The organism is Flammeovirga sp. SubArs3, assembly GCF_947387565.1.
Taxonomy (GTDB): domain Bacteria; phylum Bacteroidota; class Bacteroidia; order Cytophagales; family Flammeovirgaceae; genus Flammeovirga; species Flammeovirga agarivorans.
This window is the reverse complement of sequence record NZ_CANDOA010000004.1, coordinates 239,282-264,879: the sequence shown is the minus strand read 5'-3', so window position 1 is coordinate 264,879 and position 25,598 is coordinate 239,282. Positions and strand designations below refer to the sequence as shown.

The following is a 25,598-nucleotide window of genomic DNA, read 5'->3' as shown; positions in this document are numbered from 1 at the left end:
CTCTGAGTAATTTCAGAGGCCTTTTTATTTATTACAAACCTAAACTAATACCGATCTGTGCTCCAGATCCAATATTACCTTGAATACCGATTTTATCTGAGATATGATACTTAGCACCTACACCAATACCCCAGTGTAATTGATTGGCATGACCAAAATCAAATCCAATATCACCCACAGCATATACATCCCATTTTGGATTCGTAATATTTAATACTCTATCTGCATACCATCTAAATCTAGCACCAGCACCAAAAGTACTTCCGTCTCCAGACCAAGATTGATAATCAACAAATGCACCTACTGTAAAATCCCTCCCTAACTGAGCAATTTCATAATCGGCCATAAAACCTATGGTATTATTTGAGAAACCAGTGGTTAAACCAATATTTAAAGTACCAGGACCTTTAAAGTTTCCCCCCCCATTTGCAGGAGCTTGAGCGTAAAGATTTGAGAAGCTTAATGTAATTAAAGTGATGAATAGATATAAAGCTTTTTTCATTGTTGTAAACTTTTTAATGATTGAGTTTTTATTTTCACTTACTTATTTCCTAATCATTAAAATGTCACCTGATAAATTCATTTTTTTTCAAAAAAAATAAAAGAGCCACTTCTTTAGGGAAGTGACTCTTTCAATATTTCGAATTTATATATAAGATTAAATTTTCTCCAAGGACACAATTGACAGTTCAATTGCGTTAATTTTTTTAATGAAATAAATGATGACGAATAACTCTACCACTGTTCCAACACATTGTTGAATAAAGTAACTAACATCTACACTTAATAGAAAAGAATTAAATAGTAGATGTACTATCACCAAAAATACCAATGATGCTTTCGGATGATTTCCCATCCGTAAAGCAACTACTATGTATAAAATGCTTAAAAGAGTAGAAATAACCTTCTCTGATAAGTCTCCATTCTCAAGAGAAATCATCAGTATATTTAAAATTGACAGCCCTATTAGTGATAATTTTGATTTTCTTAGTAAGCTACCAAATTGTTTTAATTGAAGTTCTAACATAATAGATGAATTGATTAAAATTGAAGAGCATATGATCTATATTTTAATATCAATCCATAAGAAATATCACTACAAAAAAAGGCCACCTCATTAAATTGAGATGGCCTTTCTTAAAAGTCAGGAACTTTATTTATTTAAAGCTTCCAACTCCTTGATATCTTTTAACTTCTGAATATCTGCAAACTCATATCGAACTGCATTCTTAAATGAACCGCCATATGCCGCTTTTAAGAAACTCTCTGAAGTTTTATAATCTCCAATTTCTTTGTAAACTAATGCAATTGCAAAATTGTATTTCGCTTTTGTTGGAGGATTAATAGTAGGATTATGAATTACCTTCTTTAATTTCTCTGTAGCTACTCCGATTTCACTAAGGTTCTTTTCACACATTGTCTTCATGAAAATCACATTAATGTTTCTTTCATTTTGAGGCAATGCTTTTTGGAACTCTTCCATATGAATATATGCTGTTGCATAGTCCATTGCTTGATAGTTCAGTGTCGCTAAATCTAACAACTTAGCAGAACGCTTTTTAACATCTTTCTCAGCCATTAAAGCTCTATCTTGAGCAGCAATTACTTTTGTTTTATCAGTTCTGATAGCTGCCAACTGCTTTTGTAAATCGAAGGCCTCTATATAAGATGAATTAATTCCTAAAGTCACGTCAATCATATGTTGCGACTTCTCATAATCCATAACAGTAAAGTATGTTTGTGCTAAATTAAAGTAGTAATCCTCTTGGAAGATCATAAACATAGATTCTGCCTCACTTGTAGTAATCTTGTCCATCCACTCTTTTGCTTCAGCATACTTAGCTTGCTCAAACAATGCCCAAACGTACTGATAATAGTATCTTTCGTTACCTGATAAAGGTTCAATATCACCAATGATATTAGCCATTAGTTCTTCCGCTTTCTCAGGGTGACCCATTTCATTCCAATACATCGACTCATAATAGTCTAAGTCAAATGATTCTGTAAGGTTTAATTTTCTTACGTCATCAATATGTTTTTTGGAGAACCTGTGTCTATTTGCTTGATCAAGAATATCTAATATTTTCAATTTGTATAGATATTTTTGCTCAATTGCTCCATCTTTTTGATAAGCTAAATCATAGAACTCTACAGCTTTAATTGGCTGCTTACGTTGAGAATATAAATCACCCAACATCTCATAAGCTCTAAAGAATCCTGGATCTGCTTTCACACAAGCTTCAAGTGTTTGGATCGCATCACCAAACTTTGTAACTGCTAAATATGTGTTTGCCTTTTTGAAGTAAATACTCCCATCATTTGGACTAGCATTAATTGCTTGATCCAACATATCCAAAGCCTCGTTGTAACGGTTGTTTGCTAATAAAAAATCTGCTTTCTCTAAATAGTCTGCAGCACTTTGTGAAAATGCAGGACTCACTACTAACAAGGAGCAAACTAACTTTAAGATGATATGAAATTTAGATAGTTTCATAGATTTCTAATGTTGAAGAACTCTTTTTCTATTGTATAAAAAGCTTGAAAAATTTATGCCTTTTATGATACAACTGAATAAATAAAAAAATAGTATAAGCGGTACAGTTATTTACCAGACTAATATGAATTTAAGAAATCAGTAAGCTGTCCATCTACCCCATATTGATTTAATTTTCTTTGGTAGGCTTCAGCAGCTTCCTTACTTACAAAATTTCCAGCAAATACTTGATAAGTGATATCTCCACTGTATTGATCAATCATGATATATACATCCTCGATATCGTACTCCCTCACAATTTGACATTGCTCCTGAGCAGATTCTAAATCACCCACATCTGTAATTAAGACAGACCATCTATTTTTCTCAATACGCACACCGTTAGGATTATATAAATAACGGTACATTGGGTCAAATGAGATGTACTCGGCAAAATACGTAGTAGGTTCAGCATCTTTTCCTTCAATGTCTTTGATATTGAAGAACCAATATGCCTGTAATACAGAAAATGAAGTAGCTTCTTCATCTCCTTTTACATATAGGTAATATGTATTTCCTTGATCCGTAAGTTGTTTTGGTAAACCTCTTCTCATGGTATAAGCTGTAACTAAATAATTAATTACTGGCTCTCCAGCTACATGATCTTTCGGAGGCTTAGGAGCCACACGAACAAAATCTAGCTTACCATCATTATTAAAGTCACCAAAACTATCAGTTCCTTGGAATAAACTCGAGAACGATGTCTGACGGATTGAATTTCTATCTGTAATGTCAAAAACGTTGTAACAACGATATCTACAATTTTCTCCTAAACAATCTTCTCTAAAAGAAATAAGCATTAAATAAGATTTACCTAAATAATCGAATTCTTTTGCCTCTAAAACGTTAGAGTAATTTTGTCTAATAGATTTTTCCATTGAACAGAAGAAATTAAATTCTCTGCCATTCAATATTATCCCCGTTGGATTGGGGTTGAAGATGTTGTCATACTCTGCTCCATTCACAAAATAAATTTTAAAAGGAATAGAAGCATCTCCATAAATCGTAAATGTTGTATCTCCTACTTCTGCAGAGCTAGTTGGAAATAATTCGCTTTTAACTGAAACTGCTTCCTGAGAAAGTGAACTCGGTGAATATGTCGCTCCTTCGACCACTTCCTGTGCATGAGATTCTAAATCAAAAAAGAAGAAAACTGCAGTAAAAAAGACTATTAAATACCTTAATGAAATATTTAATATATTTTCTTTGTTCATCATATTAATGATCCCAATAATAGAGTACTAGTTATAACCTAACTCTTGATAAATTAACAATTGTTATCTAAACTAATAAGACTTATACGGTACTTTACTTAAAATAGTTCTAAAATTTACTCATTACTGTCAATTTCTGCTAGTTAAATTGATATAATGATAATAGTGTAACCGCGTAAACCTCTGTTCTTTTCTATTACTAACAAATCTTGTTCCGTTAATGCGTTTTAATTGAGTACTATTTTTGCTATTGAAACGTTAATTAGAAAAATTACATCATTTATTTGATAAAAAATACTTAAAATGAGTACTCTAACGAGAATTATTTTTCTCTCATTCTTTATTCTTTGTAGTCAAATTAGTTTTGCCCAAACACCTTTGGATAGAACTAGAATAATTTATAAGTCCGGAAAATATACAAATTCAACAAAAATTATTGTTGAGATTCATGGAACTGGAATTACCCAAATGATGGCTAGTGGCAGCCCATCTTTTGAAGGTTCAAGATGGATCCGTTTTCAAACACCTTTCAATTATACATTGTCTGCTGGTGACGGGACGAAAAGCGTTTACTACAAATTCAAGGATGTAGATGGAAACGAATCTAAAACGTTAATGAAAAAAATCATTTTAGATACAGAACCTCCTACAGACATTGGAGTAAAGATGGATGTTCCGTCTAACTACTTAACAGACCAAAACAGTCTAAAAGTAGGTGTGATTCTTTCTGCAAAAGGAGCAAAATATTACCAATTAGGGAATACAACATCTTTCCACGGTAATAAGTGGCGTCTTATTCAAGATGACTACGTAGAATGGGAACTAACTGCTGGCGATGATGGGATCAGAAAAATATATGCTAGATATAGAGATCAAGCAGGTAATGTTTCCCCAGTTGTTTCTGATGAAATTACCGTTGATAGAACGGCTCCATTTGCTGGAGGCATAAAAATAAATGACGGTGCAAAAATCACCAACAGACAAGATCGTACTGTAAATGTCAGCTTCACTTGTCGTCAGGTAGATTCTATGATCGTTGCTCAAGATCCAAAATTTATTGATAGTAAATGGGAATTGTTCAACGGAAAGAAAACCATTAAACTGACAGATGGTGATGGTAAAAAAATGATCTATGTTAGATATAAAGATTTAGCCGGTAATCAGACACAGACATATTCTGCTTCTATTGATATTGATACTCAAGCACCACAAAATATCAGCTTGAGCATTAACCATGGAGAAAAATCTACCACTGATATCAATAAGCAAGTGACTTTAGATATACAACCTGATGGTGCAAAATTTATGATGATTAGCAACAGTTCTTCGTTTAGCGGAGGAAAATGGCAGCAAGCATCAACAAAATTTGAAAATTGGGTTTTAAAAGGAGAAACTGATGGAATGAAACATGTCTACATTCGCTTTAAAGACAACGCAGGCAATGTTTCTAGGCCTATTAGAGCAAGTATTGAACTTAAAAGAGGTTTTTAATCTTTTGATATACAGCTAAAAAATACCAAAAAAGGATTCAACATAATTTGCAGTTGAATCCTTTTTTTTTGTGCTAATATTTTGAAAAAAGAGGAACTTTTCATTATTTCGCATTTATCCTATATAATTAGTAGATTAAATAAAAGTTAACAGCTATGTCATCGCAAAGTATCATATCACAAGCTTCTGCAACATCTTTTGATGAACGCATTGATGAGATTGCGGAGCAATTGGCGAAATACAAAGCGGAGGGCAAACGTATTTTTGCCAGCTCTTCTTTTCAGCCACAAAGCGTAGTTCTGTTAGACATTATCAGTAGAATAGATAAGTCTATTCCTGTCTATTTTCTGGATACAAATTATCATTTTCCAGAAACAATAGAATTCAGAGATCAACTAGCAGAACAACTAGGGATAAACGTAATTGATATTAAATCGAACATTCCTGTCTCAGAACAAGTAGACGAGAATGGTGAGCCTTTATATAAAAACCAACCTGACAGATGTTGTCACATTAATAAAGTTGAACCAATTGAAGATGTTTTAAAAGAACATGATGTTTGGATCAATGGCATTAGAAAAGGTCAATCTGCAGTTAGAGCACAAATGCAGAAGGAAGAAGAAGGTAAGCACGGTGTGTTACGTTATCACCCAATTTTAGATTGGGATTCTAAAATGATATTCCAATATATCAATGAAAGAAAACTACCGCTACACTCATTAGTTGCTAAAGGGTATTTTAGCGTAGGATGTTTGCCATGTACAGCAAAAGCAGACCCTACAAAACCTTTATGGTCTGACGACAGATCTGGTCGTTGGTCAGGACAAGGTAAAACAGAATGTGGTTTACATACTACATTAGGAAAATAACTACCGTAATACTTAAGGAACAATCGAGGTCATCTTTAATAGGATGACCTCTTTTTTTACCTTTTTATTTCTGAATGGGTTCGTTCGTTGAAAAAAACTTATCGTTCGTTGAAAGATTTATAAATACTGCATCCTTTCCTCCACCTTTGAAGTATCAATAATTAAATCATTCAATCAGCAAGAACAAACAGAAGGTTCTTTGCTTAAAAAATTAAATACCATGAAAAAGATATCATTAATCGTATTAGCTCTAGTGTCAGTATCATTCTTCGCATTTTGTCAAGGTAAAGGAGATCCTAAAAAGAGAGAGGAAGCAAAAAAGGAAATCAATGCATATATGAAAGCTAATGTACTTCCAGTTATGATAGAACAACGTAAAGAGTTGGATAAGAAGCTTTCATCTTCTGAGAAAAAAGAAATTGAATCTTTAAGAGCAAGAATCAACACCCTAAAGGCACAAAAAGAAAATATGCCTAAAAGAGATCGTTCACAAGAACCTACTGAAGAACAACGTAAAGCATTTGAAGCTGCTAAAAAAGAAATGCGTTTAATCATGACAGATGCTTGGGCAATTGTAGACAATCATGAAGCGGACTTCGAAGCATTAAAAGAAGATAACAAAGAAAATGCGGAAAAGTGGAAAGCAGATATGAAGGCTATTTTTGACAAATACAAACCTGAAGGAGCTGAAGGTAAAAGAGGAGGCAAAGGAGGCCGTCATGGTAAAATGGGTATGATGATGGACCAAAATAAAGCTCCTATGTTCTTGCTAATGGATCCAACTAAATCTGTTGATGAATTAGCAGCAGAAATGGAACAACGCCAAGCAGGTAGACAAGGACACCATAGAGGTGGAAAAAGAAAATAAATAGTTAGATTAGTTCATTATTTAAATAGAAAGGTTCCTGTTACATTTTGCAACAGGAACCTTATCATTTGTGCAGTTATTAGTAATCAATATCTGCCACTAAAATATCCTCAAGAATAGGTTTTACATGGTCAGTAACAACTTCAACATGAGCAGGGTGCACTTGATATTTATTCAATGCTTCCTCAGTTTCAAAAATTGAATAAAGTACTACGCTAAAACCTTTTGCTCTATCAGAGAAATTTTCTTTAACGTGGATTTCCTTAATTTCTTCAATTTTGTTACCCAATGCGTTTAATGCATTAATCATTGCTGTAACTTGAGATGAAGTTGCTTCATCTTTAATTTTAAATAAAACCGTGTGATTTATCATATGATTGTTCTTTTAGTTTGTGCGAATTTACAAACGATAAGCCCAAATCTAGCAATAAATCTTCGCTTTTTACTGTGCACTTATTTCATTTTCTAGTTTACCATTTAAAAGAAGTTCATCTCCGTCTTCATTCTCAAATGATAAATTATATTTTGCCTTGGCAACAACTAGTCCTGAAGTCAGTGGAGTTCCTTCTACTCTGTAAACGACCACCAATGGAGAATTATCTCCATCATCTGAAACAGAAAACTCCCAATCTTCATCAGTAACAAACTCCATTTCATTATAACCACTACTTGTTAAGGTAATGCCTGCATCTGAATACAGTTCATTTAATGCTCCCAAGTGCTCCGAAAGCTTATTATATTCACTTAATTTCACTTCTCGCTTTTGCTGTAAAGCAACAATTTCATCAAGTGAACCTAATCTATTTTTAGTTTCTTCTACTACGCGATCAAACTTCCCTTTCTTAGCATAAAAGCTCTTTTGTGATTTCTCTACAATGATTCTATCATAAAGATAATCTTGTAAGGCGATATAAAATACATCAATACTTTCCCCAGAGGCCCCTGCCTTTCGGTGTTGGTTATAGATATATTCAAAAGAAAAAAGTGTTCTTAATAGTGATCGACCTTCTTCAAAAAGTCTTTTATTAGCCACTTCTAGCTCTTCTATAGCTTCTTTTGTTCCTCCAATCGTCCCACTTTGGTTTCTCATACTTTCCATTGCAGATAAAACCTTATCGATATTTTCCTGCATGATATTGATATCTCTAATATATCCATCTCTTGTAGCTAGTAATCTAGTTAATGCAGCTTGTACTGCTCCACTCTGACCACTTGCATCACTTTGTGATATATTATCGGATAAAATTTCAGTATAATGGTAAATGTCAGACATATTAGACAGCTCTGCTTGAAGGTTTCTTAAACTTTCTTCCAACTGTCCTGTATCATCGCCAAAGTTACCTTTTAACTGTTTGATATCTGCATCTACCTGTCGAACATTCTGATCAGCTCTCTCTACAGCTTCTTCCACTTCTTGAATGTTCATATTGGGTAAACGCATAGATATAGCTACCGCACTACCTTCTACAGCATCTCCATTTAGGTTCCAAACTGTATTGTCTTTAATATATTCATCAATAACCACTAAATCCGGATGGATTTCATCATCGTCTCCGCTAAAGACAAAGAAAGCGATTGTTGTAATCAGGAGAATTCCACCGAAAACTGAACCTAAGATGATGAGTAAGTTTTTCTTTGGGGTTGTTGAGTTTTCCTCCATAACATTTTTATTATTCTTGGTTTAAGTAGGTTTTCTATCTTAGTTTTTGACCAAGTGACGAGCACTTCTCTTTTCTAACGCAATATTCTACTAATAATTTTAAGAAGATAATAATATTTTCGTTTTACGAATATCTTTAAGTGGATTAGTTAAGAGATTTCTTATTTTGTTATAAATCCATATTTTTATATTACAACCGAAACTTTATGTTCGTGTCTTAAGTAATAATTAAAAAATAATTATAGATAAACCATCCCAAAAGAATGAGTCAACAACGTATTTTATGGGCCGATGACGAGATTGAATTATTAAAACCGCATATTCTTTTCTTAACTAAAAAAGGGTATGATGTAACTCCTGTTTTAAGTGGTCTCGACGCAATCGAAAAATGTGAGGAAGAAGAATTTGATATCATTTTCTTGGATGAAAACATGCCTGGTATGACAGGCCTTGAAGCCTTAGAGCAGATTAAACGAATTAAACCTAGCCTTCCTGTTGTAATGATCACTAAAAGTGAGGAAGAATACATTATGGAAGATGCTATTGGTGCAAAAATCGCAGACTACCTTATCAAACCTATCAATCCAAAACAGATACTATTATCTGTAAAAAAACTACTGGATAAGAAAAAATTAGTCGACGAAAAAACCAATTCTGCCTATCAACAAGATTTCCAAAGCATCATGATGTCTTTCATGAATGATATGGATTGGGAAGATTGGGTAGAAACTTATAAAAAGATTGTATACTGGGACCTTGCCATCAATCAGACAGAAAATAAAAGTATGAGTGAGGTCTTTGAAATGCAGAAAAATGAAGCGAATCATAACTTCTGTAGGTTTATCAAAGACAATTATATCGACTGGATGGAAGAGCCAGATGAAAGACCTATATTGTCTCATGAGTTACTTGCCGAAAAAGTATTCCCATATGTAAAAGAAAATGACAATAGTACTTTCTTTATCCTGATAGATAACCTTCGCTATGATCAATGGAAAGTAATTGAGCCATTAGTTGCAGACTTATTCTCAATAAAAGAAGATGTTTATTGTCCAATTCTACCAACAACCACAGCGTATGCCAGAAATGCTATTTTCTCTGGTTTAATGCCATCAGAAATTGAAGCTACATATCCTGAATGGTGGGTAAATGATAACGATGAAGAAAGTAAAAACAACTATGAGGAAGAACTTTTAGGAGAACAACTGCTTCGTCATGGTATCAAAGATAAATACTCTTACAACAAGATTATTAGAGCTTCACAAGGTAAGCAGGTAAATGATCAAATCAATGCCTTAATGCATAAGAAGTTCAATGCTGTAGTGTATAACTTTGTTGATATGTTATCGCATGCAAGAACAGACACCAATATGGTTCGTGAACTTGCTCCAGATGAAGCTGCCTACCGCTCTATCACAAAATCATGGTTCGAGCACTCCACACTTTATGAAATGCTAAAAATGCTTTCAGAAAAAGATTGTAAGGTCTTTATCACTACTGATCATGGTACTGTAAGAACGCGTAAACCTTACAAAATTGTTGGTGACAGAGAAACCAATACCAACTTGAGGTACAAGCAAGGTAAAAACCTTTCTTACAATAAAAAGAATGTTTTAGTGGCCAGACATCCAGAAGACTTTGGATTGCCAAAAACTGAAGTATCTACCTCATATGTTTTTGCAACAGAAGATTATTTCTTTGCTTACCCAAATAACTATAACTATTATGTTAGTTATTACAAGGATACATTCCAACATGGAGGCATTTCTATTGATGAAATGATTATACCATTTATTGAATTAGGTAAGAAATAAAAAAAAGGAGTGGTTTAAAAGCTACTCCTTTTTTTATGTATTCCAGGCAAGTTTAGATGATGGATGTATAATAAACCTATCATTTACTTCCCTAGGAACTTCCTGTAATATATTTGCTAAGCACATACGAATGATGGCCTCAACGACTTCACTTTCATCCATATCCAATTTTACTAGTTCATCAACAGTCACATACCCTTTCTGATCTATTAATTGGAGTACCTTCCTTTCAATTTCTCCAAATGAGACAACATGTTCCTCCGATTTACTTCTTTCTTTTAGTAATCTTCGAATCACTTTACTCATCTGAACACTTTTATCTTCTACTCTAATATAAGGTTTACCTATTCTTCTTTTTAGGTTATACAGTAAGAATACAGGCTGCTTAGTACTTGGCGGGATTTCGATTACCAATACCTGACGCATTGCAGAGACTTGCACCTTATAAACTGTGTAATCGATTTTTACAGACAACCTTGATTTAATGGCTTTTTCTAACACAAACAATTCTCCATCTACATCAGTAAAACCATCTATTCTACCATCGTCTGCAACACCAACTATCAAGTATCCACCATACTTATTGGCAAAGGCAACTACCTCTTTCATTATTTTTAAAGGGTCGGCCGCTTTCTTCTTAAACTCAATCTTAAACCCCTCTCCTTGATTGACCAACTGTTTTAAAAACTTGAGATCCATTGTGATATAATTAATAAAACAACTAATTATACATTTCGAAGTAACATTTCATGTATAAACAAAAAAGCAATTATAATATTAATTAAGACTTTATTGTTTAATTTTTTTTATCGAACTTTAAACATCACATATTTTTTATGTGAAATCGTACAGATACTTTAACAACTTACTATGTATCACTGCTAAAATCAATTCTCATTAGCTGTCAGCTTACAATTTGTTGGATGTATGACAAACATCGAAAAAGAAAAATCACACGTCCTGAAAGTAAATTTGATGATTAATAACTTCACTCAATTTAGTTAGTAAACTATTCACTCTCTATCGTTCTATAATACCATATTTCATTCAAACCAAGTATTGAGAGTGAATAGTTTTTACAGTATTGGAGCTACTTCACGTACAGTTTCAAGTGCATCAAAATAAATTTTATACCTTTTCCCCTCTACATTACCCGTTGATCCACACTGCGAACCTGATGTCACATAATAGACATATTGTTTAGTAGAACGTTTGTCTAAATCTACTCTATCAGGCTTTCCTAAAACAGATCTTACTTCAGAGATACCTGATCCTAATAATTTATCTTTCACAGAGATAAAGTCTTTTTCTAATTTTTCTCTATCACCATGACAAGCATTTGGATCATTTTTCCATGTTTTCATATCAAACTCATCTTGTGTTATTCCAGATGGTTTTGCACAAGAAAACATTAATGAGTTGCAAGCAATTAAGCCTAAAAAAGTAATCTGTTTTAAATATTTCATTATTATCTATGTCAACCTTCTCAGTTTCCATGGAGTTAACAAATTTGTCAGTTCAGATGTTTCCTCTGACTTTTTCTTTTTATAAAAAAGTTCTGCAATTGTAGCGATTGCTACTAACTCCTCTTCTTCTGATAACGATTCTTCTAAAAATTCAGGTTTAAAATATTCCCCCACAAAGTTAGTCCCAAAGTTTCCACTTATAAAGGCCTCGTGTTGGAATACAAACTTACAGAAAGGAAGTGTAGTTTCAAGGCCTGTGATCTTATATTCATCAATTGCTCTTAACATTCTTGCAATTGCTTCAGTTCTATCCTTGCCCCAAACAATCAGTTTACTCATCATTGGGTCATAGTGCATGCTTACTTCCATTCCTTCTCTATAACCGCTGTCTACTCTTACTCTCATACCAGCAGGCTCTTGGTATCGAATTAATTTACCTGTATCGGGTAGGAAATTCTGATAAGGGTCCTCTGCATAAACTCTCACTTCAATAGCATGCCCTTGAATTTTGAGGTCTTCTTGTGCATAACCCAACTCCTCTCCTTCAGCAATTCTAATTTGTTCTTTTACTAAATCAAGCTGAGTAATTTCTTCCGTTACAGTATGTTCTACCTGCAAACGAGTATTCATTTCAAGGAAGTAGAAAGAATTGTCTACATCTAAAATAAATTCTACTGTACCTGCTCCAACATAATCGCAAGATTGTGCGACCCTCACTGCACATGCTCCCATTTCTGCTCTAAGCTGATCCGATAACACCGCTGATGGAGCCTCTTCAATTACTTTTTGATGTCGACGTTGAATTGAACAATCTCTTTCAAATAAATGAACGACATTTCCATGTTTATCTGCTAAAATCTGAATTTCTATGTGCCTTGGCTTTTGGATATATTTCTCGATAAAAACAGCTCCATCGCCAAAAGAAGACATTGCTTCACTCACCGCTCTATCCATTTGTGATGTAAAATCTTTAGGATCTTCCACCACTCTCATTCCTTTTCCTCCTCCTCCAGCACTGGCTTTTATTAAGATCGGATAACCTACCTCTAAAGCCATCTTCTCGGCTTTTTCTATATCATCTATGGCTTCATCTCCTCCTGGAACCAATGGTACATTAAACTTTTGTACGGTGGCCTTGGCTTCCAGCTTACTCCCCATCACTTCAATAGCTTTTGGTGATGGTCCAATAAATGTGATTCCTTCTTCTTCTACCCTTTTTGCAAACGTGGCATTCTCTGATAAAAAGCCATATCCTGGATGTATCGCATCAATTTTGTATTCATGGCAAACCTTTAAAATTTTCTCCATATCCAGATAAGACTGTGAAGACGCAGGTGGACCAATACAAACAGCCTGATCTGCTGCAAGTACATGTGGAGCATCAATATCTGCCTCACTGTATACCGCTAAAGTGTAGATTCCCTCTTCTCTTGCAGACCTGATAATTCTTAACGCGATTTCACCACGGTTAGCAATAAGCAACCTTTTAATTTTCTTCATGTTTGTGTGTAAAGTATATGTGTTGTTATGTTTTGGTAGTTTTCGATTTGGATTTTACTTTTTAAGTATGCCAAACCTTTTCTAGTTTCAATATAAAAGATGAAGGTATAAATCCTTTCATACCAGCCCATCTAATTTGCTTTCCATCGAAAAATATATCGATAGCTTTAGTGATTCCCAATTTAGAATCTTCTAATTTTTCTATTTTTTCCGTTTCAGAGAACATCCATTCAAAACTCTCCAACTTTTTTGTTTTTTGATCAACACCAACAAAATATAGTGAGCTATCAGTAAGTAGCATCAATCCAAAAAATGGTGGTTTCAACATCAATGAAGCCCATGTTCCTGCAACAATATTTTCTTCTGAAATTTGTTGATTTGATAAATAAAGATCTACCTGTTCTAATAGGTCTACTAATGCTTTTTTATCATATGTCTTAATTTCTAATTCATTAAACCTTTCCTTCCAACTCATAACTTCTTCTTCAGTATATTCCTCAAGTGATACTATTTCATAAAATATTAATAGTCAATTACTTAAAAAAGTAACTTTTATCTTAAAATCATACTTTAGTCTAAAATTCTTATTAAATTCTGAAAGATATAACACCCAAAAACGTTATAATTATAAAGACTTTAATATTTAAATAATCCAATACTATCCACTAAAATAGCACGAAATGAAAAAACTTTACTCTTTTCTTTTTGCATCTTTAATTCTAATTAATTTCTCTTATGCTCAAGATACCAGTGCTGAAGATTATTTTGTCAAAGGAGAAGTTTATGCGGAGATGGGAAAATTCAACGAAGCAATTATGGCTTATGAGGTCGCTATTGCTAAAGATGTTGATAACCCGAAATACCAATATCAACTTGGTATCGTCTACCTAAAAACGAAAAAGACAAAAGATGCATTAAAGGCTTTTGAAAAAGCAACGAAGGTAGACCCCAACTATTTAGATGCACATCTTAAACTTGCATTACTCTACAAAGAGAAAAAAGATTATAACAAAACTGTAGAGCACTTAGATGCTGCATATTCTATTGTCACTGATTCAGACAAAAAGTTAAAGTACAAAACAAGAATTATCAATATCCTTGATAAAACTAAACAATTTGAAAAAGCTGGACCACACATCGCCGACGCCAAAAACATTAATCCACAAGATGATTACATCCTATACATGGATGCAAAGTACAATAATTACATCACTAAAAACCATGAACTAGCAAAAGCCAGTATGCAACAAGCTATTGCTCAAATGGAGAAGGAAAAAGGTAAGGCACATGATCATTATTACTATGAATTAGGTGTAGCACACCATTCTTTAGAAGATTATAAAAATGCGAATATTGCTTTTAAAGAAGTAACAGATGGTAAGTTAAAAAGTAAGGTGAATACGATGACTCCCGAATATCAATATCAGATCGCATGGGCTCATTACCAATTGTATGATATTCAAAAGTCAGAAGAGATCTTAACCAATGTCATTAAGATGGATCCTAACTTTGAACCCGCTTATGATTTACTAATTGAGATTAAAGAAAACAGTTTAAATAGACATGATATAGTTGTTCTATTAGAGCACAAAGTTTCCATTCAACCTGAAAACACTCAAAAGGTAAAAATCTTAGCTGACCTTATTGATCTTGAATTAAAGTTTGGTGATCTCAATGGAGCCAATAAACACATTAAGGAATTTGAACAATGTGGGATTCCATTACCAGATGTACGCTTAATGGAAGGCGTTGCAGCCATGAAAGCCCATGAGTATGAAAAGTCTACAGAGATCTTAACTGACTTGAGAAACAACAAAGTATCGAAAACGAGCTATAAAGCTAATTTCTTACTAGGCTTAGTTCAGATCAAAGAAGGACAATGGAAAGAAGCTAAAATGACTTTCTCTCAGAATTATCCTGGTGAATTTAATGTTGCCGCAAGAGAGCAAATAAAATTTATCACAAAATATGAAAATAGTGGAGCCACTACTACTAAGAAGTAAATTCTATTCACATAGACATCCCTAATAATACTTACTTAAGTTAAATATTATAGAAAAGCCTCTCAATTTTGGGAGGCTTTGTTGTGCAATAAAAACTAAGATTAGTTACATTTGGTAGTTACTAAATAGACCAAATGTTACTAAAGAAACTAGAAATAAAAGGCTTTAAAAGTTTTGGCGATAAAGTTACGCTAAACTTTGACAAAGGTATTACTGCTGTAGTTGGACCTAACGGTAGTGGTAAATCCAATGTTGTTGATGCTATACGATGGGTATTGGGAGAGCAAAGTACTAAAGCTCTTCGATCTGAAAAAATGGACAATATCATTTTTAATGGTACTAAGTCTAGACGTCCATTACAAATGGCAGAAGTTTACCTTACTTTTATAAACAACAAAAACCTTTTACCGACAGAATACACAGAAGTAACAATTGGTCGTAGATTCTATCGTTCTGGTGAAGGTGAATATTCTCTCAACGGTGTTCCTTGTCGTCTGAAAGATATTCATAGCTTATTTCTAGATACAGGTATTGGTTCTGATAGTTATGCAATCATTGAGTTAAAAATGATTGATGAGTTACTTAATGACACTCAAAATGCCCGTAGAACACTCTTTGAAGAGGCTGCAGGTATTTCAAAGTTTAAAAAGAGTAAGAAAGAGACGCTAAAAAAACTAAAAGATACCGATGCTGATTTAGAACGTGTTGATGACTTATTGTTTGAGGTTGAAAAAAATATGCGTTCACTCGAACGACAAGCCAAGCAAGCCCAGAGATATCTTAAACTAAAGAAAACATATAGAGAATCCAGTATTCAATTAGCCATAAAAAAAGTATCAACACAAGCTGACGAAATGCACAAGCTCGCTGATACTATGACGAATGGTAATGAAGAAAGAAACAGCACTCTTAAAAGAATTGAAGAATTAGAAGCTTCAATATCAAAAGAAAAAAAGGAGTCTATTGATAAAGAGCAACTTCTAGCCTCAAGGCAAAAGACATTAAATGAACATATCCTTAAAATGCGTCAGATAGAATCTGAAAAGCGTATTAAAGGAGAACGTCGCAAGTTTTTGGAAGAAAAGAAAGCAACCCTACAAAATCAATCCACTATTGATAGAGAAGCTATTGCATTAGCTCAACAAGGGATTGAAGGTTTGCAAATTCAACTCAACTCTATTGAGAAAATGGTGATGGAAGTAGAAAATGAATTAACTACTACCCAACATCAAAGAGATAGTCAAACACAAAAGTCCGATGAACTAGAAGTTCAGACGAATGAGTTTGAACAACAGGTAAAAAGCAAACAGGCTACAATTTTCCAATTAAAACAGAAAATTGAAATCAACGAGGTACAACTTTCAGCTCTGAAGCAAGAGTTAGAAAGAGCACATGAAGAATCATCTGACAAAGCCTCAAGCCTTGCTGAATTTGATACTCAGTTTGCCTCTTTAGAAAGTGAGCGTTTAAGTGCCACTACGGAATATGAAGAGGTAAAAGAAAAATATAATGCACATCAGGAAAAACTTAAACTTTGTAGAGAAGACCTTGAGAATATAAAAGATCGCTCATCTGAGATCTATAGAATTCTTGATGCCAAGAAAAACGAACATAAACTCACAAAGTCATTAGTCGACAATTTAGAAGGCTATCCTGAAGCGATTAAGTATTTAAAACAAAATACTGAATGGGCTAAAGAAGCTCCGATGCTTTCAGATACTCTTCATTGCGAAGATGAATATAGAGCAGCAATTGAAGGGTATTTATCTCCCTATCTTAATTATTTCGTATTAGAAAATGAAGAGGAAGCTTGGAGAGCAGTCAACCTATTAGAAGAGATGAAAAAAGGAAAGGCCAATTTCCTTCTTTTAGATAAATTCGAAGGATACTCACCTTCTCCAAGAAAGTCTGTGGATGATGCTGTTCCTGCACTTGAATTAGTAGACTATGATGACAAGTATGCACACCTTATCATGTATTTATTAGATGGGGTCTATATTGTGCATAGGAATCAAAATAACCTTCCAAAGAATGATAGTGTTATTCTAGTCACTAAAAATGGTAGAGCTATCCGAAGGAAATCGGCAATTACAGGTGGCTCTACAGGATCTTTTGAAGGAAAATCTTTAGGTAGAATCCGACACTTAGAACAGCTGACTGAAGAAATTAATGCTTTAGAAAAGGAAGCAGAAGACATACATATCACAAAGGTTGAGAAACAGGCGGAACATAAATCGCTATTACAAATCAACCTACAGCATGAACTTGAAAGTGCTCAACATAATGCTCAAGTTGTTACTCAGGAGTTAATCAAAATTAAAACTCAAAAAGAGGAATTTGCGAAATTCTTGGAACAAAGCAGTAACAAGAAAGAAGAAATACTTGAGCGAATTGGAGAAGCCGAAATTACTATTTCAGAAAGTAAACCTCTACTCGAAGATGAAACTTATTCTTTAGAGTATATGGAGGAACAACTGGATGAAATGAAAGATAATTTGACCATTGAAAAGGAGAAGAAAGTCGAATTATCTAGTAAGTACAATCAACTTCATATCAATTTTTTACAGCAAGAGAATCAATACAATTCACTTAGGAAAGAAATTGACTTCAAAGATGAAGAGCTAGTCAAGGCACAGAATAGAATTGATCAGAATATAGAAGAAATTGAAAATGTCGATAGAGATTTACTTCAATCTGATTCTATTGATGAAGAAGGTGCTGAAGCTCTTGAAAAGATGGAGGTTGAACGCCAGAATATTGAACAAGGCGTATTAGAAGCAGAAGAAAACTACAAAGGCACCAAAGCTTTAATCGAAGACACAGAAATCGAGATTAAGCAGCAACAGACTAGAAAAGAAAGTATTGACCAGGAATTGATGGGAGCAAATGAACGCATCAATGCTTTAAGACTTTCATTGACGTCTGTAAAAGAAAAAATTGCGGTTGAGTTTGAGGTAGATCTTGAGCAATTACTATTGATCAAACCTTCTGAAGAAGAACAGGAAGAGGAAAATGAATATAAAGACATTCCAATACATGAATTAGAACATATCAGTGAGGAGTCAAAAAGAAAGCTAAATTCATTAGGTGCAATTAACCATACTGCTATTGATGCATTTAATGAGATCAAAGAAAGAAATGCATTTATATTAGGACAAAGAGAAGACCTCAATAAAGCGAAGGAACAACTCATGAAAACAATTGAAGATATAGATAATATCGCTCAAGAAAAGTTCATGACTGCTTTTACCCAAATTAGAGACAACTTTATGGAGGTATTCCGATCTCTATTTACAGAAGAAGATAACTGTGATTTAAGATTGGCAGATGACAATGATCCACTTAACTCAAAAATTGAGATCCTTGCACAACCAAAAGGTAAACGTCCTTTAACAATCAATCAATTATCAGGTGGTGAGAAAACACTAACAGCTACGGCATTATTGTTCTCTATTTACCTATTAAAGCCTGCTCCATTCTGTATTTTTGATGAGGTAGATGCTCCTTTAGATGATGCCAATGTTGATAAGTTCTGTAGAATTATTAATAAGTTCTCATCAAATTCCCAATTTATTATGGTTACTCATAATAAGAGAACTATGGCTTCTACCGATGTTATCTATGGTGTTACTATGATCGAACAAGGAGTTACTACTGTAGTTCCTGTAGACATCAGAAATACACCTCAATTGGATGCATTCACTTCTAAATAACTGAAAGTTAGCGTACAGTAAGTGTACTAAATTGACAACAACGTCCATTTACGTACATTAACACCAATCATTGATAATAAACAAAACACTGATTATCAGTATATTAAATTATTTTCATATAGATTTTGAGTTAGATATTGTATTAAAACTCATGTTATACAATTACTCTCAAAATTTAACGCGATGAACTATCGGTCCCTTTACTTACTATTAATAAGTGTGCTTCCTTTGTTATGTTCCTTTGATTTTCAAGATGATACATTGAAGGACAATAGTAAACGAGAAAGAAAATCTAAGCTTATTCATCATGGTAAGTGGTACTTTTTTGCGAATAATGCTAAAGAATGCCTTGATGATAAAAATAAGATACAAGAAGCATTAGAGTGGATAGACCACAGCTTGGATATAGAAATCAACCATCTGAATTTAGAAATCAAAGGCGATTATTATGTTAAAATTGGAGATCTTCAAGAAGCTATAATTCATTATCAAAAAGCGATATTATTTGATAAAGAAGAATACGATGAGGAGAAAGACAAGAAAAGAGTCCAAAAGAAATTAACGAGGATTAGAAATCGCTTGAAATAAAAAAACTTTATAAAAAACTGAACCTCAACACTTTCATGTTGAGGTTCTTTATACGATTTTCATCAGTAGTTCGCCAGAAAAGGAAAAAGTATCCGACTAAGTTTAAAAAATCTTCGAATAAGACAATAATATCTCCGAAGTATTACAAATATAGGGAACTATTAATAAATATCAATAAATTCGTTAAATATTAACAAATAAACTTTAAAATTTATTTACATCTATTCACAGAATAGTTAATTCTGATTGTTTTTTATAGCCTCTATCAATTTAGGAACAACTTCAAAAGCATCCCCTACGACCCCATAATCAGCAGCTTTGAAGAAAGGAGCCTCAGGGTCTTTATTAATCGCAACGATTACTTTAGAGGAGTTTACCCCTGCCAAATGCTGAATAGCACCTGAGATACCTACTGCAATATAAAGTTGCGGAGCTACCTTAATACCTGTTTGTCCAACATGCTCGTGGTGTGGTCTCCAATCCATATCAGAAACTGGTTTAGAGCAAGCTGTAGCTGCTCCTAGTGTAGAAGCTAAATCTTCGATCATCTGCCAATTTTCTGGTCCTTTCATACCTCTACCAGCAGAAACTACACGATCAGCTTCTGGAAGTAAAATATCTCCATCTTGCTTATGTACAGATATTCTTTTCACTCCAAAGTCGCTGTCTGCAAATGCAACTGATAATTCCTCAACTGCAGCATCAATTCCTGTTTCTTCTAATGGAACAACATTTTTTGAAACCGTTAGTACTTTCTTACCTTCTGGAATAGATACGTTAGCAAAAGCTTTACCTGTAAATACACCTCTTTTTACAACAAAACCATTTGAAGTGTCTGGTAAATCTTGAACGTTGGCAACAACAGAAGCTCCTACTTTTATTGCTACTCTAGCTGCAACTGCATCAACAAGAGATGATCTTGACATCACGACTAAATCTGCTCTAGATTGGTTTACTGCCTCTGCAATAAGTTTTGCTGTTGCAGAAATTACTCCATCATTTAAGCGTTCATCAGAGCAATGTAGCACTTTAGATGCTCCATATTTTCCCACTGAAGCCAATTCAGAAGCATCTATACTTCCCATTGCCACAGCAACAACATCTCCTACTTTTGAACCATATGTAACTGCTTCTAATGAAGACTTTTTAATCACTCCATTATCTGCTTCTATAAATACTAATACTGACATGTCTAATTTAATTTTATGTGTGTTTAAGTTTAGATAAGAAGGATTATAGTACGCGTGCTTCGTTTTTCAATAAACCAACAAGCTCATCCATCTGTCCTGCATCTACCATTTTACAGTCACCTTTCTCTTCTGGTAACTCAAATGATTGGTATGTAGTGACACCTTCTACCGCTACTGGCTCAATAACTTGAAGTGGTTTCTTACGAGCCATCATAATTCCTCTCATATTTGGAATTTTCCACTCTGCAATAGGTTCTTGACAACCTGCAACAAATGGCATAGCCACTTCAACTTCTTCATGACCACCTTCAATCTCTCTGTGCAGTTTTGCTGTTGATCCATCGATATCAAGACGCATTGTTGGTGCAATCGATGGCCAATCCATTAGTTCTCCTACTAAACCGTGTACCAATCCAGAGTTATAATCTGAAGATTCACGACCCATTAAGATCATATCATAATCTTGTGATTTAGCATACTCTACAATTTGTTTAGCAACAAATAATGAGTCTACTGGCTCAGCATTGATACGTACTGCATCATCTGCTCCAATTGCCAATGCTTTTCTGATAGATGGTTCTGTGTCTGCAAGTCCTACATTTAGAACCGTAACAGTACCACCTTCTTTTTCTTTGATTTCTACGGCACGAGCCAATGCGAAATCATCATAAGGTCCGATGATAAATTGAACTCCGTTTGTATCAAGTTTATTATCTGCAAACTTGATTTTAGTAGTTGTGTCAGGTACGTGACTAATGCAAACTAAAATTTTCATGTGTTATGTTGTTAATTGGTGATCACTTGCCTAATTTAAGTATAGAAACAAGTAATATTTAATCTTTCTGTTTTATTGGTTTAGCTAAAATAGTATGCAAGCATAATAAATTCCAAACTTTATTTAGATTAATATTAAAAAACTTCTAGAAAAGATATTTCTGAACATCAATAAAACAAAATCGGTCTAAAAACCTTTATTTTACAAGAGGTAAGATAAAAACACCCGATACTTAAAATTTATAACATGGGAAACGAAAGAAAACGTTTACAGACTTCGCTGAACTCTGAAGTCGAAAGAATGTTAAACCAACAAGTACAATTAGAAGATCAGTCATCACAGTATTACTTATCTTTTGCTTCATGGTGTGAGAGAGAAGGATATGTAAAAGCTGCGGAATTTTTATATGAACATGCTGAAGAAGAACGTCAGCATATGTTGAAATTCTTCAAATATATTAATGCTGTAGGTGGACATGCATTGGCTGCTGAAATCACAGCTGTTCCACATGAATTTGATTCATTACGTCAAGTTTTTGAATTGGTGTTAGAGCATGAAGTGAAAGTAACTAAAGCGATTAATGAAATCGTAGATTGCTGCTTCCAATCTAAAGACTTCAGTACATTCCAATTCTTACAGTGGTTTGTTGCAGAGCAAAGAGAAGAAGAAGAAACAGCTCGTACTATATTAGATGCCTTTGATTTAATTGGTGAAGATTCACCTCAAGGGTTATGGTTAATCGACCAAGAAATTGGTAGAATTGGTGCCGAAGGTGTTGATTCTGATATGGGAGACATTAACCAATAAATAAAAAAAGCATTGAGAAAGTAATCTCAATGCTTTTTTTTATTCTCCTTCAAAAACACTTTCTAATGCTGTGCTTTGAATTACTTTGATTCCGGATACCCTTAAATCAGTAAAGGCATTTTCTACATCGTTTTCTCTTAAGTTAACCCCTCTTGTGGCATCTTCGATTACATATGTCTTAAAATCAGAAGACTTAGCGTCTAAAGCGGTATACTTAACACAATAATCTGTTGCTAAACCTACAATAAATACTTCTTCAACGTTGTTGTCTTTTAAATATTGATTTAGACCTGTATCATGTCTTTTATCATTATCATAAAAACTACTATAACTATCTACCTCTTTATCTGTCCCTTTCTTAAATACCTTTTTAATTGAAGATTGATCTAAGGCATCGACAAATTCTGCTCCGTTAGATCCTTCTACACAATGAACAGGCCATAGAATCTGAGGAAGTCCGTTTAAATCTACAATTTCTCCAATATCTCGATCTGAATGACTTATAGCAAAACTTTTATGGTCTGCAGGATGCCAATCCTGACTAGCTACTACGAGATCGAACTTTGGAATTATACTATTAATGACCGGAATGATCTGATCTCCCTCTGGAACTTCCAATGCACCTCCTGGTATAAAATCATTTTGGACATCAACAATCAATAACGCACGCATATCTTTATATTAGTCTAATGTATTTCCACAGTTGCTCAATTTAATATATCATCAAAAAAATTCATAAAGATGATATAAGAATAAATTGATCTATGTAACTTAACGTAAAAGAATAAGTTCAAAGTTTTATTTTTTTAGATTTTTAATAGAATTAATATGGATCAACACAGTAAAGACTTTTTATATAAATACCTTAATAATCACTCACCAACAGGTTACGAAGCGGAAGGGCAGAAAATCTGGTTGGATTATATCAAACCCTATGTAGACGAATTTTTTGTTGATAACTATGGCACCGCAGTAGGTGTAGTCAACCCAGATGCTCCATATAAAGTGGTCATCGAAGCTCATGCTGATGAAATTTCTTGGTTCGTCAATTACATCTCTCCTGAAGGCTATATTTATGTGATCAGAAATGGTGGCTCTGACCATCAGATCGCTCCTTCTAAAAGAGTGCTTTTACATGGTGAAAAAGGTATTGTAGAAGGTATCTTTGGCTGGCCTGCAATCCATACTCGTAAACCTGGTAAAGAAGCAAACCCTACTTTAGAAAATATCTTTATTGATGTTGGAGCAGAAAGTAAAGAAGAGGTTGAAGAACTTGGAATCCATGTTGGGACAGTAATTACTTATGAAGATCAATTACATGAACTCTTCAACGGTCGTTACTACTCTGGTAGAGCTTTAGATAACCGTATTGGTGGATTTATGATTGCTGAAGTGGCAAGAAGAATCAAAGAGGAAAAAGATTACACTCCTCCATTTGGTCTATATATCGTCAATGCTGTTCAAGAAGAAGTAGGCCTAAGAGGTGCTGAGATGATTACTCAGACTATTAAGCCTAACGTGGCCATCGTTACAGACGTATGTCATGATTCCTCTGCACCAATGTATAATAAGCAACTGGAAGGTGATACTAAAGGAGGAAGAGGTCCTGTTTTAACATTTGCTCCTGCAGTTCAAAACAATTTATTAAAGATGTTGATCAACACTGCCAATGAGAAAGAAATTCCTTTCCAAAGAGCAGCCTCATCTAGAGTAACTGGAACAGACACAGATGCTTTTGCTTACTCTAATGGAGGTGTACCATCAGCATTAATCTCATTACCTTTAAAGTATATGCATACTACTGTAGAAACTGCACATGCTGATGATATTGAGAATACAATTAAATTAATGCATGAGTTTATCAAGCAATTAGAAAATAACCACGACTTTAGATATATCAAATAGAGTCATTTTTGATAAGAAAAAAGTAGTAGCTTAAATGTTACTACTTTTTTTTATTTCAATTTCCCCTTCATTAAAAGACATAGCATACAAATCTGTCCCCTGCTTAAAGGTGATATTAAAACTTGATTGTTCTGGAGTTTTATTGGTAGGATACCAATCTTTTTTCTTTTCAGGATTAATCGATATAAATAAACCATTTTCATCTCCAATAGCACAAAAACGATCAAAACTACCATCAAATATTGGAAGTGCTACTTTTTCATTTAATTGCTTATACCCACTTTCAATATCTTTCAAAGGCATCCCTATCTCTGATATTTCTAATAATGCTTTTGATGAAAAATGGCTTTCTATCTGATTTTCCAAACGATGTCGACTAATAAATTCCACAATATTTTCATCCTTATCAAAGAAATATAAAGCTTCTGCATTCCATGCCCTAAAGTCAATAATTTTATCATCACCATCTTTTAATAAAACTACTCTTTCCTCTAACCATGCTACTGCTTCTAAAACTTTATTGGTCGGAATATTAATAGCAAAATGATAAGGAGTAGCATTTTTATTCATTGAAAGCTGTAATTCAGAGTGACCTATTTTCACAGTAAAGCTTTTAGAGTATTCTTCAATTAATGGTAACTCAAGAATTTTGGTATAAAACTCTTTCTGAGCATTAATGTCTCTTGAAAACAATTCCAATCTCTTTATTTCCATAGTAAGTTCATTTAATAAAAAAGGATGTTTCTACATTAAGCAAAAACATCCTTTGTATGATAAATCAATGATAAAATCATCTAGTATTTCGCGTACTATTTAATTATTACATTGACCTTGTTCAATTTATTTTTCTGTAGCTTAGAAGACTTCAATCCATCTTCTGAAACCAAATTTCCTTTTTTTGCGATGATATAATAAGTTTGCTCTTTTAAACCTTTAGTAAATTTCACTCTACCATTCTGGTTACTTTTACTTTTTCCTGGAATACCATTCTCTTCATCCCAAGCATCATCTTCATTTGCATAAAGGGTTACTTCTGCTCCTTGTACAACATTTCCTTTAGCATCAAGAACGGTTACTTGAAGCATTGGATTTACTAGAAGCTTAGTCACTGTGTTGTTGTCTATCATCGAAAATGATGATCCTATCATTACTATTGCGAATAGTAAGAATAAGGTGGTTTTGTTAGTTGTTTTCATTAAAAT

General features: G+C 33.7%; 23 protein-coding genes. 9 read left to right on the top strand and 14 right to left on the bottom strand.

Annotated features, from left to right (window positions below):
* Positions 1 to 31: 31 nt before the first annotated feature.
* From QL232_RS13420 to QL232_RS13410, 3 genes are all read right to left on the bottom strand, one after another.
* A complete protein-coding gene (locus QL232_RS13420; protein ID WP_168881731.1) occupies positions 32 to 502 on the bottom strand; it encodes a hypothetical protein in 471 nt (156 codons plus the stop codon).
* A 651-nt stretch (positions 503 to 1,153) separates the two neighbouring features.
* Complete coding sequence (locus QL232_RS13415) at positions 1,154 to 2,494, bottom strand: tetratricopeptide repeat protein (protein ID WP_168881733.1); 1,341 nt, start codon at positions 2,492 to 2,494, stop codon at positions 1,154 to 1,156.
* Between the two features lie 119 nt (positions 2,495 to 2,613).
* Positions 2,614 to 3,750: a hypothetical protein gene (locus QL232_RS13410; protein ID WP_281614486.1), complete on the bottom strand. Its 1,137-nt coding sequence runs from the start codon at positions 3,748 to 3,750 to the stop codon at positions 2,614 to 2,616.
* A 300-nt stretch (positions 3,751 to 4,050) separates the two neighbouring features.
* Here QL232_RS13410 and QL232_RS13405 point away from each other — a divergent pair, with 300 nt between their 5' ends.
* The 3 genes from QL232_RS13405 to QL232_RS13395 all read left to right on the top strand — a co-directional run bounded on the left by QL232_RS13405 (position 4,051) and on the right by QL232_RS13395 (position 6,975).
* A complete protein-coding gene (locus tag QL232_RS13405) occupies positions 4,051 to 5,238 on the top strand; it encodes a hypothetical protein (protein WP_168881735.1) in 1,188 nt (395 codons plus the stop codon).
* A 155-nt stretch (positions 5,239 to 5,393) separates the two neighbouring features.
* Positions 5,394 to 6,107: a phosphoadenylyl-sulfate reductase gene (locus QL232_RS13400; protein ID WP_168881736.1), complete on the top strand. Its 714-nt coding sequence runs from the start codon at positions 5,394 to 5,396 to the stop codon at positions 6,105 to 6,107.
* Positions 6,108 to 6,327: 220 nt separating this feature from the next.
* Positions 6,328 to 6,975: a hypothetical protein gene (locus QL232_RS13395; protein ID WP_281614485.1), complete on the top strand. Its 648-nt coding sequence runs from the start codon at positions 6,328 to 6,330 to the stop codon at positions 6,973 to 6,975.
* 79 nt (positions 6,976 to 7,054) lie between these two features.
* Here QL232_RS13395 and QL232_RS13390 read toward each other — a convergent pair whose 3' ends face one another.
* Together QL232_RS13390 and QL232_RS13385 are read right to left on the bottom strand one after the other, a co-directional pair.
* Positions 7,055 to 7,348 (bottom strand): Dabb family protein, encoded by a 294-nt coding sequence (locus tag QL232_RS13390; protein WP_168881738.1) that lies wholly within the window; start codon positions 7,346 to 7,348, stop codon positions 7,055 to 7,057.
* 69 nt (positions 7,349 to 7,417) lie between these two features.
* Entirely contained in the window at positions 7,418 to 8,635 is a 1,218-nt protein-coding gene (locus QL232_RS13385) for a hypothetical protein (protein ID WP_168881739.1), read from the bottom strand.
* Between the two features lie 263 nt (positions 8,636 to 8,898).
* Here QL232_RS13385 and QL232_RS13380 point away from each other — a divergent pair, with 263 nt between their 5' ends.
* Positions 8,899 to 10,449: a bifunctional response regulator/alkaline phosphatase family protein gene (locus tag QL232_RS13380; RefSeq protein ID WP_168881740.1), complete on the top strand. Its 1,551-nt coding sequence runs from the start codon at positions 8,899 to 8,901 to the stop codon at positions 10,447 to 10,449.
* Between the two features lie 33 nt (positions 10,450 to 10,482).
* On the opposite strand, the gene QL232_RS13375 is transcribed toward QL232_RS13380, so the two are convergent.
* The 4 genes from QL232_RS13375 to QL232_RS13360 all read right to left on the bottom strand — a co-directional run bounded on the left by QL232_RS13375 (position 10,483) and on the right by QL232_RS13360 (position 13,890).
* Positions 10,483 to 11,148, bottom strand: coding sequence for an ATP-binding protein (locus tag QL232_RS13375; protein ID WP_281614484.1), 666 nt, complete (start codon positions 11,146 to 11,148; stop codon positions 10,483 to 10,485).
* A 377-nt stretch (positions 11,149 to 11,525) separates the two neighbouring features.
* Positions 11,526 to 11,915 (bottom strand): outer membrane protein assembly factor BamE, encoded by a 390-nt coding sequence (gene bamE, locus QL232_RS13370; RefSeq protein WP_168881742.1) that lies wholly within the window; start codon positions 11,913 to 11,915, stop codon positions 11,526 to 11,528.
* Positions 11,916 to 11,921: 6 nt separating this feature from the next.
* The gene (locus QL232_RS13365; RefSeq protein ID WP_281614483.1) at positions 11,922 to 13,415 is read right to left on the bottom strand and encodes an acetyl-CoA carboxylase biotin carboxylase subunit; all 1,494 of its coding nucleotides are present in this window, start codon (positions 13,413 to 13,415) and stop codon (positions 11,922 to 11,924) included.
* Between the two features lie 61 nt (positions 13,416 to 13,476).
* On the bottom strand, positions 13,477 to 13,890 hold the full coding sequence (locus tag QL232_RS13360; protein ID WP_281614482.1) for a hypothetical protein: 414 nt from the start codon (positions 13,888 to 13,890) through the stop codon (positions 13,477 to 13,479).
* Between the two features lie 205 nt (positions 13,891 to 14,095).
* Between QL232_RS13360 and QL232_RS13355 the strand changes: the two genes are divergently transcribed.
* The 3 genes from QL232_RS13355 to QL232_RS13345 all read left to right on the top strand — a co-directional run bounded on the left by QL232_RS13355 (position 14,096) and on the right by QL232_RS13345 (position 19,719).
* Positions 14,096 to 15,418 (top strand): tetratricopeptide repeat protein, encoded by a 1,323-nt coding sequence (locus QL232_RS13355; RefSeq protein ID WP_168881745.1) that lies wholly within the window; start codon positions 14,096 to 14,098, stop codon positions 15,416 to 15,418.
* 134 nt (positions 15,419 to 15,552) lie between these two features.
* The gene (gene smc / locus QL232_RS13350) at positions 15,553 to 19,131 is read left to right on the top strand and encodes a chromosome segregation protein SMC (protein WP_281614481.1); all 3,579 of its coding nucleotides are present in this window, start codon (positions 15,553 to 15,555) and stop codon (positions 19,129 to 19,131) included.
* A gap of 183 nt (positions 19,132 to 19,314) precedes the next feature.
* Positions 19,315 to 19,719, top strand: coding sequence for a tetratricopeptide repeat protein (locus QL232_RS13345; protein WP_281614480.1), 405 nt, complete (start codon positions 19,315 to 19,317; stop codon positions 19,717 to 19,719).
* 236 nt (positions 19,720 to 19,955) lie between these two features.
* Here QL232_RS13345 and QL232_RS13340 read toward each other — a convergent pair whose 3' ends face one another.
* Together QL232_RS13340 and QL232_RS13335 are read right to left on the bottom strand one after the other, a co-directional pair.
* Positions 19,956 to 20,909 carry an electron transfer flavoprotein subunit alpha/FixB family protein gene (locus QL232_RS13340; protein ID WP_281614479.1) on the bottom strand — a complete coding sequence of 318 codons (954 nt, stop codon included), beginning with the start codon at positions 20,907 to 20,909 and terminating at the stop codon, positions 19,956 to 19,958.
* Between the two features lie 43 nt (positions 20,910 to 20,952).
* Entirely contained in the window at positions 20,953 to 21,684 is a 732-nt protein-coding gene (locus QL232_RS13335) for an electron transfer flavoprotein subunit beta/FixA family protein (protein WP_281614478.1), read from the bottom strand.
* A gap of 246 nt (positions 21,685 to 21,930) precedes the next feature.
* On the opposite strand from QL232_RS13335, the gene QL232_RS13330 reads away from it, so the two are divergent.
* Complete coding sequence (locus tag QL232_RS13330) at positions 21,931 to 22,491, top strand: ferritin (RefSeq protein ID WP_168881750.1); 561 nt, start codon at positions 21,931 to 21,933, stop codon at positions 22,489 to 22,491.
* A 39-nt stretch (positions 22,492 to 22,530) separates the two neighbouring features.
* Here QL232_RS13330 and pncA read toward each other — a convergent pair whose 3' ends face one another.
* The gene (gene pncA / locus QL232_RS13325; protein ID WP_168881751.1) at positions 22,531 to 23,163 is read right to left on the bottom strand and encodes a bifunctional nicotinamidase/pyrazinamidase; all 633 of its coding nucleotides are present in this window, start codon (positions 23,161 to 23,163) and stop codon (positions 22,531 to 22,533) included.
* Between the two features lie 156 nt (positions 23,164 to 23,319).
* Here pncA and QL232_RS13320 point away from each other — a divergent pair, with 156 nt between their 5' ends.
* Positions 23,320 to 24,396, top strand: a complete 1,077-nt coding sequence (locus tag QL232_RS13320; RefSeq protein ID WP_281614477.1) for a M42 family metallopeptidase — start codon at positions 23,320 to 23,322, stop codon at positions 24,394 to 24,396.
* 30 nt (positions 24,397 to 24,426) lie between these two features.
* Here QL232_RS13320 and QL232_RS13315 read toward each other — a convergent pair whose 3' ends face one another.
* Complete coding sequence (locus tag QL232_RS13315; protein ID WP_281614476.1) at positions 24,427 to 25,110, bottom strand: VOC family protein; 684 nt, start codon at positions 25,108 to 25,110, stop codon at positions 24,427 to 24,429.
* A gap of 95 nt (positions 25,111 to 25,205) precedes the next feature.
* Positions 25,206 to 25,592, bottom strand: coding sequence for an Ig-like domain-containing protein (locus tag QL232_RS13310; protein WP_281614475.1), 387 nt, complete (start codon positions 25,590 to 25,592; stop codon positions 25,206 to 25,208).
* Between the last annotated feature and the right edge of the window lie 6 nt (positions 25,593 to 25,598).

What these genes read in the sequence shown, in the direction of transcription:
- QL232_RS13420 (WP_168881731.1), bottom strand. Translation starts at nt 502, where the DNA reads ATGAAAAAAGCTTTATATCTATTCATCACTTTAATTACATTAAGCTTC.
- QL232_RS13415 (WP_168881733.1), bottom strand. Translation starts at nt 2,494, where the DNA reads ATGAAACTATCTAAATTTCATATCATCTTAAAGTTAGTTTGCTCCTTG.
- QL232_RS13410 (WP_281614486.1), bottom strand. Translation starts at nt 3,750, where the DNA reads ATGATGAACAAAGAAAATATATTAAATATTTCATTAAGGTATTTAATA.
- QL232_RS13405 (WP_168881735.1), top strand. Translation starts at nt 4,051, where the DNA reads ATGAGTACTCTAACGAGAATTATTTTTCTCTCATTCTTTATTCTTTGT.
- QL232_RS13400 (WP_168881736.1), top strand. Translation starts at nt 5,394, where the DNA reads ATGTCATCGCAAAGTATCATATCACAAGCTTCTGCAACATCTTTTGAT.
- QL232_RS13395 (WP_281614485.1), top strand. Translation starts at nt 6,328, where the DNA reads ATGAAAAAGATATCATTAATCGTATTAGCTCTAGTGTCAGTATCATTC.
- QL232_RS13390 (WP_168881738.1), bottom strand. Translation starts at nt 7,348, where the DNA reads ATGATAAATCACACGGTTTTATTTAAAATTAAAGATGAAGCAACTTCA.
- QL232_RS13385 (WP_168881739.1), bottom strand. Translation starts at nt 8,635, where the DNA reads ATGGAGGAAAACTCAACAACCCCAAAGAAAAACTTACTCATCATCTTA.
- QL232_RS13380 (WP_168881740.1), top strand. Translation starts at nt 8,899, where the DNA reads ATGAGTCAACAACGTATTTTATGGGCCGATGACGAGATTGAATTATTA.
- QL232_RS13375 (WP_281614484.1), bottom strand. Translation starts at nt 11,148, where the DNA reads ATGGATCTCAAGTTTTTAAAACAGTTGGTCAATCAAGGAGAGGGGTTT.
- bamE (WP_168881742.1), bottom strand. Translation starts at nt 11,915, where the DNA reads ATGAAATATTTAAAACAGATTACTTTTTTAGGCTTAATTGCTTGCAAC.
- QL232_RS13365 (WP_281614483.1), bottom strand. Translation starts at nt 13,415, where the DNA reads ATGAAGAAAATTAAAAGGTTGCTTATTGCTAACCGTGGTGAAATCGCG.
- QL232_RS13360 (WP_281614482.1), bottom strand. Translation starts at nt 13,890, where the DNA reads ATGAGTTGGAAGGAAAGGTTTAATGAATTAGAAATTAAGACATATGAT.
- QL232_RS13355 (WP_168881745.1), top strand. Translation starts at nt 14,096, where the DNA reads ATGAAAAAACTTTACTCTTTTCTTTTTGCATCTTTAATTCTAATTAAT.
- smc (WP_281614481.1), top strand. Translation starts at nt 15,553, where the DNA reads ATGTTACTAAAGAAACTAGAAATAAAAGGCTTTAAAAGTTTTGGCGAT.
- QL232_RS13345 (WP_281614480.1), top strand. Translation starts at nt 19,315, where the DNA reads ATGAACTATCGGTCCCTTTACTTACTATTAATAAGTGTGCTTCCTTTG.
- QL232_RS13340 (WP_281614479.1), bottom strand. Translation starts at nt 20,909, where the DNA reads ATGTCAGTATTAGTATTTATAGAAGCAGATAATGGAGTGATTAAAAAG.
- QL232_RS13335 (WP_281614478.1), bottom strand. Translation starts at nt 21,684, where the DNA reads ATGAAAATTTTAGTTTGCATTAGTCACGTACCTGACACAACTACTAAA.
- QL232_RS13330 (WP_168881750.1), top strand. Translation starts at nt 21,931, where the DNA reads ATGGGAAACGAAAGAAAACGTTTACAGACTTCGCTGAACTCTGAAGTC.
- pncA (WP_168881751.1), bottom strand. Translation starts at nt 23,163, where the DNA reads ATGCGTGCGTTATTGATTGTTGATGTCCAAAATGATTTTATACCAGGA.
- QL232_RS13320 (WP_281614477.1), top strand. Translation starts at nt 23,320, where the DNA reads ATGGATCAACACAGTAAAGACTTTTTATATAAATACCTTAATAATCAC.
- QL232_RS13315 (WP_281614476.1), bottom strand. Translation starts at nt 25,110, where the DNA reads ATGGAAATAAAGAGATTGGAATTGTTTTCAAGAGACATTAATGCTCAG.
- QL232_RS13310 (WP_281614475.1), bottom strand. Translation starts at nt 25,592, where the DNA reads ATGAAAACAACTAACAAAACCACCTTATTCTTACTATTCGCAATAGTA.